The sequence below is a fragment of the Sphingobium sp. FG11 genome (assembly GCF_057809915.1).
Genome location: NZ_JBMDKW010000005.1, coordinates 157,752 through 171,522, shown reverse-complemented (window position 1 = coordinate 171,522; position 13,771 = coordinate 157,752). Strand labels below are relative to the sequence as shown.

The following is a 13,771-nucleotide window of genomic DNA, read 5'->3' as shown; positions in this document are numbered from 1 at the left end:
CGCCATTGCGGTCGCGATGTGGACTGATCTCGTCGGCCCCCGCGGCTTGCCGTTACGGCAAGCCGGATATTCTTGCTCCAATGCGGAGAAAGCTGTGGCTGCATCCGCGCCAAGGACGGATATGGTGAGGAACATAACGCGCACAGGAGCCAATTTGTGATGGTCGATCCCTTTTCCGCCGACATGGGCATGGCCTTCGGGGCGCGCGACGAACGGCCCGGCCTGCTGATCGTCGCCGATGATGGCTGGTTCGACGATGCGCAAGCCGTGGCGCAGGCGGCGGGGCTGCGATTGCTCGATGTCGTGGCGCTCGAACAGGCGCCCGCTCGGCTCGACATCCAGATCGGCTGCGACATCGTCCTGCTCTGCTGTCAACAGCCCGGCCCTCTGCTCGAACGGCTGATGGTCCAGATCGAGACCATCGCGATCCAGAATAATATGGCGGTCATCCTGCTCGCGGGGATCGAGACGCTGGACCTGGCTTATGCCTGCATGCGTGGTCCGCGCACCCAATTGCTGTGCAATCCCGACAATACCGACCTTGCCGCCGCGCTGCTGGCGGCGGCGCGGAGCGAGGACAGCCCACGCCATCTGCACGATGCGACGCGGGAGGGCGAAGCCAACCGCCTCGACCAGTTGAGCGCGGAGGTCAGCCGGCTCGCCCGCACGATCGAATCGCTCACCACCCGCCCGCGCGCCGCGGTGCCCTCGTTCGATCTTGGCACGCGCATATCCGACCGGGCGAGCGACTATATCGGCATGCCCGCGCTGGCGCCGATCGGCGGCGAGCCGGTGGCGGAGCAGGGCGTCGAGATCACCGCCGCGCGGGTCCGCGATCTGCTGCGCGCGCGGCGGATGCGCGCGGATTTCCTCGCCGGCGGGCTGTTCGCCGATCCGGCCTGGGACATGCTGCTCGATCTGCTGGCGGCGCGGCTGGAACAGGAACGGGTGTCGGTGTCGAGCCTGTGCATCGCCTCGGCGGTGCCGCCCACGACGGCGCTGCGCTGGATCCGCACGCTGACCGACGATGGTCTCGTGGTGCGGCAGGCCGATCCCCATGACGGTCGCCGGATTTTCATCGCGCTGGCCGACAGCGCGGCCGAGGCCCTGACGCGCTGGTTCCTGGCGAGCCGCCGCTATCTCTGCTGTTGACCCGCTCCGGCGCGTCCCGGCTTGACGGCCACGCCGATTGCCCTAGAGAGGCAAACGCCGGTCCACCCTTCAAGGGACGCGCATCGGGCGATTAGCTCAGTTGGTAGAGCGTCTCGTTTACACCGAGAATGTCGGCGGTTCGAGCCCGTCATCGCCCACCATATTCCCGTCCGGCAGCATCCGTATCCGTCTGGACAAACCCCGCAAACAAGCGATATTCTTATGTCATTAGGCATAGGCGTTCAGTCGCGTTCGCTGACGGCCTGCCTCAAATGGGGGTATGATTTGGGGTATCTCGAAGATGCGCCGATCACATACCCAGTGTGAAGAAGGTGCGCGCAGGCCATGGCTCTTATCGATGTGGCGATCCGCATGCGAAGCCGGCCGCCAAATCGTATTAAATGGGTGATGCTGGCGGCCTTTACCTGATGGTGGCGCCAGCGGGCGGTCGGCTATAGAAGCTGAAATTCCGGGTCGCGGAAGGAAATGCTCCTTTCGCTGGGCGGCTGGCCAGATGTGAGCCGCGTCACCGCGCGCAGCACCGGGGCAAGGCGAGCGCGGCGCTCGCGGCCGGTGCCGACCCTGCCCGCGAAAAGCAGCAGACAAAGCACAGGGCCAAGGTTTCAGCCGCAAACAGCTTCGGGGAGATCGCGCAGGAATATCGACAAGCGCCGCCGCGAAGGCATGTCTCCATCCACGGCCGACAGAGCACATATTATATCCGCCGCATGGGGCCGGTGATTGCCCGTATGCCGATCGCGGAGATCACCGCGCCGGATCTGCTGGCCGTGCTGCGCAGGATCGAGGCGAAGGGGAATTTCGAGACATCGCGGCGGGTGCTGCAACTGTCCGGCCGGGTCTTTCGATACGCTATCGCCAACGCACGGATGGCATCCGACCCCAGCCGCGATTTGCGTGGTGCACTGACTGCTCCCCAGCCGAAACATTATGGCGCGATCATCGAGCCCAAGCGCGCCGGCGATCTGTTGCGCGCGATCGATGGCTATGACGGGCAGGTGATGACCAGGATCGCCATGCAGCTGTCCGCCAACGTCTTTGTCCGGCCCGGTGAGCTGCGCCATGCGGAATGGAGCGAAATCGATCTGGAAGGCAGCTTGTGGACCATCCCGGCCGGCAAGATGAAGATGCGCCGGCCGCACCGCGTGCCGCTGTCCCGCCAGTCCGTGGAGCTGCTACGGCAGGTTCATGAGATCACCGGACCGGCCGGCTACGTCTTTCCCTCGATTCGCACGCGCGCCCGGCCGATGAGCGAAAACACCATCAATGCCGGCCTGCGGCGGCTGGGCTTCGCTGGCGATGAGATGACCGCCCATGGCTTTCGCGCGATGGCGTCAACGCTGCTGAACGAAAGCGGCAAGTGGCACCCCGACGCGATCGAGCGCGCTCTGGCCCATGGCGATGAGGATCGGGTGCGGGCCGCCTATCATCGTGGTGCCCACTGGAAAGAGCGGGTGGAGATGGCCCAATGGTGGAGCGGCCATCTCGACACGCTGCGCAAGGGCGCTGAAATTGTACCGTTTCCTGAAAGGGAGGCGGGATAGAGTTTCACCGGGCATTCGGCCCGATGAGAACGGGCCAGCTAGGGAGCTACTACCTTCCCCGCTGGCCCTCACCACAACCGACTGAAAAGGAGTCGAAGATGGCTACAGCGCAACTAAGGGAGCAACCCGCTCAAGAGAAACTAAAAGTCCAGCATCCGCCCCTGTGCGACCTCAAAATCAATGGCGTGCGGCCGTTTTACTCGCACGGCGGAGCCAGCGAACGCCTGGCCGAAGCCTACCGGCTCCTTACCATGCTTCGCAGCGCCCATGATGTCTGCGAGGCCGCCGAACCTGCCATTGCCGATGCGTTCGATAATGTTCGACATGAAATCCAGGGGAGAGCGCTCGAAGGTATCGGCACGCTGATCGCCTTGGCCCAATATCATTTGGATTGTGCAGATAGCGACCGCCGGCAACGGAGCGCGCAACATGGCTAATTCGATCGAGGGGCTTTCGGGATCCGATCCCACAGTGCTTCCCTTTGCGGTCAAGGATCGCTGGATTGTCACTGTCGAAAGCGAACGGCGCTTAGTGAAAGTGCGCCATCGGACCCGATGGTATGCTGTGGCCCGCCGCAAAGGCCATGACGATCGCCGCCATTGGTGTGCAAGCCATGCGGACGCACACGGGATAGCGCAGTATATGCGGCAGGCCTTTAGCGAGATGCAAAAGCTGGAGCGGTTCAAAGCGCTATATGACGCAGCTACCGACTGGCAGCGGGCACGACTGCTCGAATATATGGAAACCGTGGTGCCCGGCCGGGATGGAGAATAGGCGGCTATGGCTCACACCCCATCGCTGCGCGCTCTCCGACGCGCATGTCCTGCGAACGTGGTTATTCTGCCAGCCGCGCAGGAGCGACAAGTGAAGCAGTGCTATGGACGTGCCTTTGCGAAGGCAAAGCGCGAACTGATAGCACGCCAGACCGTGGCATTTCCACACCTGCTCCCTTCCTGGCGTGCTGCCGAGCAGGCTGCGCAATCGCTGGAATTGCGGGCAGACGTGCCGCCATTCGATCCCAGCAATCCGGCTCATCTGCGGGCATGGGAAGCGATATGTGACTTCGGCCGGTCTTCGTTGCCGACCGATCGAGATAGGGGCCGATAGGTCGAGGCGCGCGGCTGCGAGGGGGGGGATGCCACACGCGCGCGGCATCTGGCGGCTTTGGCGTCATGCACCCTCAGGCCGAGTGGGCAACGAAGGGGGCGGGTCAAAAGTCTTGAAGGCAGCGCCCCAGTGCACCGCATCTGGTCTCATCGAGAGAGTTTTTTCTTCGTTCTCGATATTTTCGGATGGGTCGATCGAGGTTGCTCACGCAGGAGCGCCAGCATGAGGGAAGGCGGCAGACGGTGGCAAATTGCTCCCAAGCCTGCCGCCCTGGCCTTGCGGGGCCAATCTTAGCGTTGTCGCGAGGCGGGTTTCCGATCGCCTGTGCGAGCTGGATTTCCGACCTATTATTTTCCCGTTTTTCTTACGGCTTTCGGAGAGCTATGTTTTTGAAGGGAACAGTGGGAACTTGGGAACATAGTATGTCAAATCCGCAGAAAGCTTCACCTTTGGAGAGTGCGAACCTGTTCCCAGCCTTCCGCGCGACTTTGGGAACATGGGAACAGAAAAGTCCGATCCCGAGACAGGAAATTCCGCGCGCGTGTGGCCTCCCCATCGCCCCGCCAGCCGGCGAGCTGAATGATGGCTAACGCCCCAGCCGACCCCAGCCGCTGGGATGGCCCGGTGCCTTTCGAGCCTAATCCCGCGACGATCGGACCAGCCATGAGCTTGGTATGCGCTGCATGGCGAATTGGAGGGCGATCCTGCCGAAACAGTCGCTTGGGCGGCCGGATATATCGCCGCGCAGTTGGAAGCCTTCGGACCTAGTGTGGCCAATCCATCGACGCCCGGCCAAGCGTCCGTTGCCATAAATGACGCGCGCATGTTTCTAGGATTTATCGAAGAGATTTTCAGCCAATCCGAGCTGCCAGCCGACGATGAGACGGCGCTGGCTTTCAGGGCAGAGCTCGCAAGCCATTTCGCGAGGCGAAGCTGAGGATCGATGGCGGAGAACCCGCCAAACCCGTGAACGACGACTTGTTGAGGTTGCTGTCAGACGCGCGCGCCGCGTTGGAGTTGGTTCAATCCAGCCTGGAACTCAGCCTGCATCAGATCGGCAAGCGCGAAGGGCGGTGCCGCACCCATCTCGCCCGGCTGTTGCGCATCGCATGGCTCAGCCCCCGGATCGTCGAGGCGATTGTCGAGGGAAAGCAGCCCCGCAAGCTAAACCGCCAGATGCTCCTCGCGGCGAACGTGCCAATCGATTGGGCGGAGCAGGAGCGGCTGCTCGGCTTCGCCGGTTGATTGCTGGACCATCCACCAAATGACGGTGAAGCGGGGGTTCTTCCGACCAGAGAATCCGGTCATTTTCCGGGGCAAGACTGCGGCCTGAACCGCGTCTCTGGCTTCACCCGCAGATGATGCGCCGCGAAACCTCGCGGAACCGGGCCAGATTCGAACGGGGCGCCCCCAAGGGGGTGACTTTGGTTTGCTTGCAGGACTGTCTGGTGCCCTCGAGAAGTCTCGAACTTTGTTGCATCGGCGGCAACAGGGGGAATGGACTGAAATTATCCCGTAATGCCGGGCGGTTACTGAGCGCATCAGGCAATGTGCGATTTGAGACTCGTTTCATCTTAACTAACTGAATTTCGTTGATTTTATGGGAATTTTCTCTGATGCCCGCCGGCAAGGGCCGCGATCTTTTCGTACCTCGCGCCGCGGATTCGACAGTTGGAGCGCCGCATGATTCTCAGGATGGCTGACGACCGTGGGCTTAAAGGGCGGGATCGCCTGCTCCTCCATATTGAACGCACGGGCGGGCGATGCACCTGCTAGATGGAACACCGATTATAAGCTGGCGCGGTGCTTGAGGTCATCCAGTGGCCCATCGGACGGAACCTCTCCGCTTCAGCAGCGGGGCGCCTTGGACCGCCGAAGAAGACGCGTATCTCATCAAACATTATCCATCTTATCGTCTTTTGCGAACAGGACTTCCCGGCCGTTCTCTTGCCGCGCTCAAAAATCGTGTCCGCCATTTGGGCATCGTACGGCGTCGTCACATATGGACCAACATAGAGGTCGAGCGATTACGCCGGGCATTCGCTGATTTCGTATCAGACCGGGATCTCGAACCATTATTTCCTGGACTTCGTCTTGGGTAGATAAAAGCGAAGGCCGGGCATATTCGCGCGCCGCATAGGCAACCCGCCAGCGCGGAATTCGGCGTGCCCGCGTTGGACATGATTCGCCAGCGCGCGCGATCGATGGGCATGTCCTATGTCGAACTTGACCGGCGTGCGCGTACGGGCAAATTCTTCCAGAAATCCAGCCGCCGGCCTGTGCTTAAGCATATTTGTCGTGCCGCCGATCTGTTTGATGGAGAGGTCAGCATTCTTTGGAACAATGCAGAATATTAAAGCAATTGGGGGGGCGCTCAGGGAGGTGAAGACAGGTTTTTGAAGGGTTGAGAATGATGGCGTTTTCGGGACGAGAAATGCGGTCAGCAAGTAGTCTCTGTCTTCAGGTGCTGGTTCAGCTGGGCCAAAACCGCGCAGAAATGCGCGACATTTCCGGCCGAAGCCAAAAATATCATTCCATTTCAATAACTTAACACTGTTTGGTGCGGTCGAGAAGACTCGAACTTCCACGGCCTTTCGGCCACAACGACCTCAACGTTGCGCGTCTACCAGTTCCGCCACGACCGCACATTCAAAGGGAAACCGGCGGGGCCGGCACCTGGTAGGCGCTGGCCATTAGCAAAGGCTTTCGTCCCATGCAACCACCGATCTGCACGGGCGTTCAGCAGAATGATGTTGGACTGGCTCTGCTGTCCCTGACGGACCTTAACGGTCGCGCGGCAGCACGGAATGCGGAGATATCCGGTGGTGATGCGCTTTTGGCTGGCTGGTGGTGGGGTCATGATATCGGGGCTAATGGCCGGCATGGGGCTGGGGTCCTATGTGACCCATATCCCGGCGTCCCCGCCGTCATCCTTGCAGGCGGATGATGGCAGCGCGAGCGCGTCGACCAGCGGTCTGGCTGATTCGGGTCCTTCACCGGATGAGCTGCGCGGACCGATGGAGATCGACTGCAAGGGCTGCGGCCCGACGCTGCCGGAACGCCGCATGGCGGCGGACATGGCGGCATTGCCGGTTCCCGACTATGGCGAGCAGAGTTATGACGATCCGCCTTTGCCTGACCTTGCCATGACGCGCCCGATCGCCGATGCCGCGCCACCGACCTCGCCGACCGTCCTGGCGGCCGGTCAGGGCCCGGTAATGATGCAGCCGGTGGCGCAGGATACCCCCGCGCCCTGACCGGCCTTATTCGGCCGCGACCACCTCTACCGCATCGCTCAGCGGATGGGCGAGACGGCCCAGCATCTCCTTGGGGCAGACCTGCCAGAAATAGCGCCGCCAGCGATCCCAGTCCTCCAGGATCGTGTTGGACCATTTGCTGTCGGTCATGACCGCATGTTCGGCGATCAGCGCCCGCAGCGCGGTTTCCCAGTAGCTGCTTTCCAGCCGCTGCCAGACGATCCCTTCGGGATTGGCGCGCGTCGGGAAGCTGCCATCCTCGTCGAGGATGAAGGCCATGCCGCCGGTCATGCCCGCGCCGAAGTTGGCGCCCGTGCGGCCGAGAATGACGGCGATGCCGCCGGTCATATATTCGCAGCCATTGGCACCGCAGCCTTCGACCACGACCTTCGCGCCCGAATTGCGGACCGCGAAGCGCTCGCCCGCCTGCCCTGCCGCGAACAGCTTGCCGCTGGTCGCGCCGTAGAGGACGGTGTTGCCAAGGATCGTATTGTCCTTGCTGCTCAGCGGGCTGGATACGGTAGTGCGCACCGCGATGATGCCGCCAGACAATCCCTTGCCGACATAGTCGTTGGCGTCGCCGAACACTTCGAGCGTGATGCCCTTGCACAGGAACGCGCCGAGCGACTGGCCCGCCGATCCGCGCAGACGGACGGTCAGATGCCCGTCGGCCAGCGTCGACATGCCGAACCGCTCCGTCACGGCCGACGACAGCCGCGTACCGACCGCACGATGCGTGTTGCGCACCGTATAGGTGAGCTGCATCTTCTCGCCGCGCTCGAACACCGCGCGCGCATCCTTCATCATCTGCGCGTCGAGGCTGTCGGGCACTTCGTTGCGCCACTGGTCGAGCGAGAAGCGGCGATGCTCGTCGCTCGCATCGACCTTGGCGAGGATCGGGTTGAGATCAAGATCGTCGAGATGCTCGGCCCCGCGATTGACCTGCTTGAGCAGTTCGGTCCGCCCGATCACCTCGTCCAGACTGCGGAAGCCCAGGCGAGCCAGGATTTCGCGCACTTCCTCGGCGATGAAGGTCATCAGGTTGATGACCTTCTCCGGGGTGCCGGTGAACTTCGCGCGCAGTTTCTCATCCTGCACGCACACGCCCACCGGGCAGGTGTTGCTGTGGCACTGACGCACCATGATGCAGCCCATGGCGACGAGGCTCAGTGTGCCGATGCCATATTCCTCCGCCCCCAGGATCGCGGCGATGACGATGTCGCGCCCGGTCTTGAGGCCGCCATCGGTGCGCAGCTTCACGCGGTGGCGCAGGCCGTTGAGGGTCAGCACCTGATTGGCTTCGGAAAGGCCCATTTCCCATGGCGTCCCGGCATATTTGATGCTGGTCTGGGGCGATGCGCCGGTGCCGCCGACATGACCGGCGATCAGGATGACGTCCGCATGCGCCTTCGCCACGCCCGCCGCGACCGTGCCGATGCCCGCCTGGCTGACGAGCTTGACGCAGACGCGCGCGCGCGGGTTGATCTGCTTGCAGTCGTAGATGAGCTGGGCCAGATCCTCGATCGAATAGATGTCGTGGTGCGGCGGCGGCGAAATCAGCGTCACACCGGGCGTCGAATGACGCAGCTTGGCGATGAACTCGGTCACCTTGAAACCGGGCAACTGGCCGCCCTCGCCGGGCTTGGCGCCCTGCGCGACCTTGATCTCGATCTCCTCGGCCGAACCCAGATATTCGGCGTGGACGCCAAAGCGCCCGGACGCGATCTGCTTGATGACCGAATTGGCGTTGTCGCCATTTTCATAGGGTTTGAAGCGGTTCGCATCCTCGCCGCCCTCGCCCGACACCGCCTTCGCGCCGATGCGGTTCATCGCGATCGCCAGCGTTTCATGCGCTTCAGGGCTGAGCGCGCCGAGCGACATGCCCGGCGTCACGAACCGCTTGCGGATTTCGGTGGTCGCCTCGACCTCGTCGATCGGCACGGCTTCGCGGGCGAAGTTGAATTCGAGCAGGTCGCGCAAATAGACCGGCGGCAGGTCGCGCACGCCGCGCGCGAACTGGAGATAGGTGGAATAGCTGTCGGTGCCGACCGCGGTCTGCAACAGGTGCATGAGCTGCGCGGAATAGGCATGGGCCTCGCCGCCGTTGCGCTGGCGATAGAAACCGCCGACCGGCAGCCGCACGACCGCCTCGTCATAAGCGCCCTGGTGCCGCAGCGTCGCGCTGTGATGCAGCGAGGCATAGCCCTCGCCCGAAATCTTCGCCGGCATACCGGGGAAGAAATCGTTCACCAGCGCGCGCGACAGGCCGACCGCTTCGAAATTATAGCCGCCGCGATAGCTGCTGATGACCGCGATGCCCATTTTGGACATGATCTTGAGCAGGCCCTCGTTGATCGCGACGCGATAGCGTTCGAAACAGGCGTCGAGCGCCAGATCGCCGAACAGGCCGCGCGCATGACGATCGGCGATGCTGGCTTCGGCGAGATAGGCGTTCACCGTCGTCGCGCCGACGCCGATCAGCACCGCGAAATAATGGGTGTCGAGCGCTTCGGCCGACCGCACGTTGATCGACGCGTAGGAGCGCAGCCCCTTGCGCACCAGATGCGTGTGCACCGCCGCCGCCGCCAGCACGCCGGGGATGGCGACGCGATCGGCGTTCAGGGCCTCGTCGGTCAGGAACAATTCGCTGCGCCCTTCGCGCACCGCCTGCTCCGCCTCTACCCGGATGCGGGCGATCGCCGCCCGCAGCTGTTCCTGACCGCCTTCGGCCGGGAAGGTGCAGTCGATTTCAGCCACGGCCGCGCCGAAATGCGCGCGCAGCCGCGCCCAGTCCGCCGATGTCAGCACAGGCGAGTCGAGCACCAGCACATGGCTGTTCTGCGCGTCCTCCTCCAATATATTGTGCAGGTTGGAAAAGCGCGTCTTGAGGCTCATCACATGCCGTTCGCGTAAGGAGTCGATCGGCGGATTCGTGACCTGGCTGAAATTCTGGCGGAAGAAATGGCTGATCGTGCGCGGCTTGTCGGAAATGACGGCGAGCGGCGTGTCGTCGCCCATCGACCCGATGGCCTCCTTCGCGTCCTCGACCATCGGGCTGAGGATCAGTTCCATGTCCTCCAGCGTCAGGTTCGCCGCGACCTGACGCCGGGTCAGTTCCGCTTTATCCCAGATCGGCAGAGCGCTCGGCGCGTCCGTCAGATCACCGATGGTCATGAAATTCTTGATGAGGTCGCCATAGGGGCGCTCGGCCGCGATCCGGTCCTTGATCGCGCGATCGTCGTAGATCACGCCTTCCTGAAGGTCGATCGCGATCATCTGGCCCGGACCCATCCGCCCCTTCTGGACGATGGTGGTTTCGGGCACCACGACCATGCCGGTTTCCGATCCGACGATCAGCAGATTGTCGCCGGTCAGCGTGTAGCGCAGCGGCCGCAGCGCGTTGCGGTCGACCCCGGCCACGACCCAGCGGCCATCGGTCATCGCCAGCGCGGCGGGGCCGTCCCACGGCTCCATGACGGACGCGAGATATTCATACATGTCGATATGCGCCTGCGGCGTTTCCGCGTCCGCCTGCCACGCTTCGGGCACCAGCATCAGCTTGGCCGTGGGCGCATCGCGGCCGGAACGGCAGATCGCCTCGAACACGGCGTCGAGCGCGGCGGTATCGGATGCACCCGCCGGGATCACCGGCTTGATGTCCTCCGACTGCTCGCCGAAGGCGAGACTCGCCATCTTGATCTCGTGGCTCTTCATCCAGTTCTTGTTGCCGCGGATCGTGTTGATCTCGCCATTATGGGCGAGCGTGCGGAACGGCTGGGCCAGCCACCATTGCGGAAAGGTGTTGGTCGAATAGCGCTGATGGAAGATCGCGACCCGGCTTTCGAAGCGGTCGTCGCGCAGGTCGGGATAGAAGACCGACAGCGATTCGGCGAGGAACAGCCCCTTGTAGATGATCGAGCGGCACGACAGCGAACAGACGTAGAAATCCTGGATCTGCGCGGCGATGACCTTCTTCTCGATCCGGCGGCGGATCAGGTAGAGGTCCTTTTCGAACTCGGCGACGTCACGCTCCTCGGGCATCGGCCCGGCGATCATGATCTGCTCGATTTCGGGCCGCGTGCGCTGCGCCTTTTCGCCGATGACGGAGACGTCGACCGGCACCTGACGCCAGCCATAGATGGTATAGCCCGCCTCGATCACCTCGCTTTCGACGATGGTGCGGCAGGTTTCCTGCGCGCCAAGATCGGTGCGCGGCAGGAAGATCATGCCGACCGCGAGCCGGTTGGGCAGCGGCTTGTGGCCGGAGTCGGCGATGGCGTCGTCGAAGAATCGCACCGGCAGGTCGACATGGATGCCCGCGCCGTCGCCGGTCTTGCCATCCGCGTCCACCGCGCCGCGATGCCACACGGCTTTCAGCGCGTCGATCGCGGAGGCGACGACGCGGCGGCTCGGCCGGCCATCCGTCGCGGCGACAAGGCCGACGCCACAGGCGTCGCCTTCGAACTCGGGGCGGTACATGCCTTCTTCGGCTAGGCGATTGCGTTCGGCTTCGGTGGTCATGATGACTTACCCTTGCTGGGGCCGTCCGGTTTCCGGTCGCGGCCGCTGTCGTTCCAATGGTGCCGGGTTGTTGCCCGGCCATTTTATTTCTTGTCGCCGCTCGGCCAGACCGGGGGCGGAACCCTTAGGACCCGTCGCGGCAGGGCGGTCGTCGCCGCGAGGAAGCGATCATAGAGATCGTCTTCATAATCCCTTAGTCGCGAACTTATATAGGACAGCACGATCATTGGCTGCATTTCGCTACTGACCAATGCGGCAGCGAATTTCGCACCGGACGGCGACTTTACGAAACGACTTGCAGCCTCGATCTCCGGTTCGGACATCCGGCTTTCGAACAGCGCTGCATAGCCCTCTTCAAACGCGGTATCGAGGTGCGCGCCATAGTCAGTCGCCTTCTCGCTCGCCAAGCTCTCGGCGGCGCTGCGACACGCGGGCACGACCGGATCGCAGCTTGCAGGCTTGTAGGCCCTGATCTGACCGACAAGCGACTGGACCAGCCTCCTGCGCGCGCTATCCGGCGTCAGACGAAAACGCCCGCCAATCTGCTCCACCACCTGATGCGATAGCACGCGCGCTGCCTTGCCCGGTTCGGGTAGGGTATTTGCCGACATCGCGGCGGCGCCCAGCAAGGCCAGTTGCAGTAGCATCACGCCGCGACCCTCTCCGCCCCGGCCTTCGCCTTGGCGCGCAGATATTTATGCATATGGTCGGTCACGTCACGCCCGTCGCGGATCGCCCACACCACCAGCGAGGCACCGCGCACGATGTCGCCCGCCGCGAACACGCCGTCCACGCTGGTCATCATCGTCTTGTGATCGACGCGCAGCGTGCCCCAGCGCGTGACGGACAGGTCCTCGCTGCCGAACAGCTTGGGCAATTCCTCGGGATCATAGCCCAGCGCCTTGATGACGAGATCGGCTTCCATGCTATATTCGCTGCCGGGGTCGGCCTCGGGCGCGCGGCGGCCGGAGGCGTCGGGCGCGCCCAGCCGCATCTTCGTCACCTTGACGCCGGTCACATGGTCCGTCCCTTCAAAAGCAATGGGAGCGGTCAGCCAGACGAACTCGACGCCCTCTTCCTCCGCATTGGCGACCTCGCGCTGCGACCCCGGCATATTGTCCCGGTCGCGGCGGTAGAGGCACTTCACCGATTTGGCGCCCTGGCGGATGGCGGTGCGCACGCAATCCATCGCGGTGTCGCCGCCGCCGATGACGACGACATGCTTGCCCGTCGCCAGCAGCGATCCGTCCTCATGGCCCGGCACCGCGTCGCCGAAGCCCGCCTTGTTCGACGCGATCAGGAAATCGAGCGCCTTGACCACGCCCTTCGCGCCGACGCCCGGCGCCTTGATGTCGCGCGGCTTGTAGACGCCGGTGGCGATCAGGATCGCGTCATGCCGCCCGCGCAATTCCTCCAGGCTGGCGTCGCGGCCGATTTCGAAACTGTCGTGAAAGACGATGCCGCCGTCCTTCAGCCGCTGGATGCGGCGCATGACGATGTCCTTTTCCAGCTTGAAGCCCGGAATGCCGTAGGTCAGCAGCCCGCCGGCGCGATCGTGCCGGTCGTAGACATGCACCTCATGCCCCGCCGCGCGCAGATATTCGGCGGTGGTGAGACCGGCAGGCCCTGCGCCGATGACGCCGACCGACTGGCCGGTGGGCGCACCTGCCACGAGCGGTTCGACCCAGCCTTTCTTCCAGGCGGTGTCGGTGATGAATTTTTCGACCGAGCCGATGGTCACGGCGCCGTGGCCGGAAAATTCGATGACGCAATTGCCCTCGCACAGCCGGTCCTGCGGACAGATGCGGCCGCAGATTTCGGGCATGGTGCTGGTCAGGTTGCTCAGCTCATAGGCTTCGCGCAACCGGCCCTCGGCCGTCAGGCGCAGCCAGTCCGGGATATGATTATGCAGCGGGCAGTGGGTCGCGCAATAAGGCACGCCGCATTGCGAGCAACGCGAGGCCTGCTCCTCCGCCTTCTCGATCAGGAAGCTCCGGCTGATTTCGCGGAAGTCATCCGCGCGATCGTCAGGGCTGCGCTTCTCGGGATAGGACTGTCCAGTCCCAACGAACTTCAGCATCGGAGTATCGGCCATGGCTGGGTTCCCGCGTTGGATGGTCTGAATAGCTTCAGGCGCGCTCATAGCAGAAAAACCCGCAGAGTCACGCGGAT

The 13,771-nt window shown here is 63.4% G+C and carries 10 protein-coding genes and 2 tRNA genes; 7 read left to right on the top strand and 5 right to left on the bottom strand.

Annotated elements, in window-relative coordinates; translation table 11 throughout:
* The first annotated feature begins 159 nt into the window (after nucleotides 1-159).
* The 6 genes from ACODSN_RS06460 (at nucleotide 160) to ACODSN_RS06435 (ending at nucleotide 5,066) form a co-directional block, all read left to right on the top strand.
* Nucleotides 160-1,152: a MarR family transcriptional regulator gene (locus tag ACODSN_RS06460; protein WP_489054137.1), complete on the top strand. Its 993-nt coding sequence runs from the start codon at nucleotides 160-162 to the stop codon at nucleotides 1,150-1,152.
* Nucleotides 1,153-1,237: 85 nt separating this feature from the next.
* Nucleotides 1,238-1,313, top strand: a tRNA-Val gene (locus tag ACODSN_RS06455).
* A gap of 300 nt (nucleotides 1,314-1,613) precedes the next feature.
* A complete protein-coding gene (locus ACODSN_RS06450; RefSeq protein WP_489054135.1) occupies nucleotides 1,614-2,714 on the top strand; it encodes a tyrosine-type recombinase/integrase in 1,101 nt (366 codons plus the stop codon).
* Nucleotides 2,715-2,812: 98 nt separating this feature from the next.
* Complete coding sequence (locus ACODSN_RS06445; RefSeq protein ID WP_489054027.1) at nucleotides 2,813-3,151, top strand: hypothetical protein; 339 nt, start codon at nucleotides 2,813-2,815, stop codon at nucleotides 3,149-3,151.
* The gene (locus tag ACODSN_RS06440) at nucleotides 3,144-3,488 is read left to right on the top strand and encodes a hypothetical protein (RefSeq protein WP_489054025.1); all 345 of its coding nucleotides are present in this window, start codon (nucleotides 3,144-3,146) and stop codon (nucleotides 3,486-3,488) included. The genes ACODSN_RS06445 and ACODSN_RS06440 overlap by 8 nt, the downstream gene beginning before the upstream one ends.
* Nucleotides 3,489-4,787: 1,299 nt before the next feature.
* Nucleotides 4,788-5,066 (top strand): hypothetical protein, encoded by a 279-nt coding sequence (locus ACODSN_RS06435; RefSeq protein ID WP_489054023.1) that lies wholly within the window; start codon nucleotides 4,788-4,790, stop codon nucleotides 5,064-5,066.
* Between the two features lie 830 nt (nucleotides 5,067-5,896).
* Here ACODSN_RS06435 and ACODSN_RS06430 read toward each other — a convergent pair.
* Both ACODSN_RS06430 and ACODSN_RS06425 read right to left on the bottom strand, forming a co-directional pair.
* A complete protein-coding gene (locus tag ACODSN_RS06430) occupies nucleotides 5,897-6,409 on the bottom strand; it encodes a hypothetical protein (protein ID WP_489054021.1) in 513 nt (170 codons plus the stop codon).
* Nucleotides 6,380-6,466: transfer RNA gene (locus ACODSN_RS06425), tRNA-Leu, on the bottom strand. The genes ACODSN_RS06430 and ACODSN_RS06425 overlap by 30 nt, the downstream gene beginning before the upstream one ends.
* Before the next feature lie 177 nt (nucleotides 6,467-6,643).
* Here ACODSN_RS06425 and ACODSN_RS06420 point away from each other — a divergent pair.
* Nucleotides 6,644-7,078 (top strand): hypothetical protein, encoded by a 435-nt coding sequence (locus ACODSN_RS06420; protein ID WP_489054019.1) that lies wholly within the window; start codon nucleotides 6,644-6,646, stop codon nucleotides 7,076-7,078.
* 6 nt (nucleotides 7,079-7,084) lie between these two features.
* Here the strand turns inward: ACODSN_RS06420 and gltB are convergent, their stop codons facing one another.
* From gltB to ACODSN_RS06405, 3 genes are all read right to left on the bottom strand, one after another.
* Entirely contained in the window at nucleotides 7,085-11,599 is a 4,515-nt protein-coding gene (gltB, locus tag ACODSN_RS06415; RefSeq protein WP_489054018.1) for a glutamate synthase large subunit, read from the bottom strand.
* Between the two features lie 83 nt (nucleotides 11,600-11,682).
* Nucleotides 11,683-12,246: a hypothetical protein gene (locus ACODSN_RS06410; protein ID WP_489054016.1), complete on the bottom strand. Its 564-nt coding sequence runs from the start codon at nucleotides 12,244-12,246 to the stop codon at nucleotides 11,683-11,685.
* Nucleotides 12,246-13,694, bottom strand: a complete 1,449-nt coding sequence (locus tag ACODSN_RS06405; RefSeq protein WP_489054014.1) for an NAD(P)-dependent oxidoreductase — start codon at nucleotides 13,692-13,694, stop codon at nucleotides 12,246-12,248. Before ACODSN_RS06405 ends, ACODSN_RS06410 begins: the two co-directional genes overlap by 1 nt.
* Nucleotides 13,695-13,771 lie beyond the last annotated feature (77 nt).